This window comes from Corallococcus praedator (assembly GCF_003612125.1).
Taxonomy (GTDB): Bacteria; Myxococcota; Myxococcia; order Myxococcales; family Myxococcaceae; genus Corallococcus; species Corallococcus praedator.
This window is the reverse complement of the sequence record NZ_RAWI01000771.1, coordinates 1-1,122: the sequence shown is the minus strand read 5'-3', so window position 1 is coordinate 1,122 and position 1,122 is coordinate 1. Positions and strand designations below refer to the sequence as shown.

Below are 1,122 nucleotides of genomic sequence, written 5' to 3'. Positions count from 1 at the left end.
CTCCCGCCCCCGGGCCCGTCCGCCCGCTCCCCTTCCAGGTGGCCAGCACCCGGCCAGGCGGCGCGGGCATACTGCGCCCCGTGAGCGAAACCGAAGGCAAGACCCCGGCGGAGGTCCTGGAAGCAGCCCTGGCCGCGTGGCGGGAGGCGCTCGGCGAAGCGCACGTCATCCTCGAACCCGAGGCGCTGGAGGCCGCCCAGACGGCCACCTTCGCCACCACCCAGCGCATCCCCGCCATCCTCCGACCCGCGGACACCGCCCAGATCCAGGCGTGTCTGCGCATCGCGCAGGCGCACGGCGTGCCGGTGTATCCGGTGAGCGGCGGCCGCAACTGGGGCTACGGCTCGCGCGTGCCTTCGGGCGACGGCAGCGTGCTGCTGGACCTGGGGCGGATGAACCGCGTCCTCGAACACGACGAGCAGCTGGCGTACCTCACCGTGGAGCCCGGCGTGACGTTCCGGCAGGCGCACGCGTGGCTGCGCGAGAAGAACTCCTCCACGTTCATCACCACCATCGGCGGCTCCCCGGATGCGAGCCTCGTGGGCAACGCGCTGGAGCGCGGCGACGGACGCGGACCGAACGCGGACATCTTCCAGCACGTCTGCGCCCTGGAGGTCGTCCTGCCCACGGGCGAGGTGGTGCACACGGGCCACGCGCGCTTCCCCGGCGCCCACGCCGCCCCCGTGTTCCGCTGGGGCCTGGGCCCCGTGCTGGACGGCCTGTTCAGCCAGTCCTCGCTGGGCGTGGTGACGCGGATGACGTTCTGGCTGTCGCGCAAGCAGCCCTATCTGCGCGAGTTCTTCTGCGCCGTGAACGACGACGCGCACCTGTGGAGCGCGGTGGACCGGCTCCAGGCGCTGGCCATGGACGGCACGCTCAAGGGCAGCTTCTTCTTCTGGAACGACCTCAAGGCCTTCAGCGTCACCCAGCAGTACCCCTACGCCTCCGTGGGCCGCACGCCCCTGCCGGACTGGGCGCGCGACCAGTTCCGCGAGGGCTTCGGACGCTGGGCCATCAGCGGCGCCCTCTCCGCCCCGGACGCGGAGATCGGCGCCCTGCTGGAGCGCCGGCTCGCGGCCGCGCTGGACGGCGCCTTCCGCCCCCTCACCTTCGCCCCCATCC

General features: G+C 73.1%; 1 protein-coding gene. It reads left to right on the top strand.

Annotation, left to right across the window (positions count from 1 at the left end; translation table 11 throughout):
* Positions 1-80: 80 nt before the first annotated feature.
* The coding region (locus tag D7Y13_RS41630; protein WP_158626209.1) for an FAD-binding oxidoreductase at positions 81-1,122 on the top strand (1,042 nt) is incomplete at its 3' end.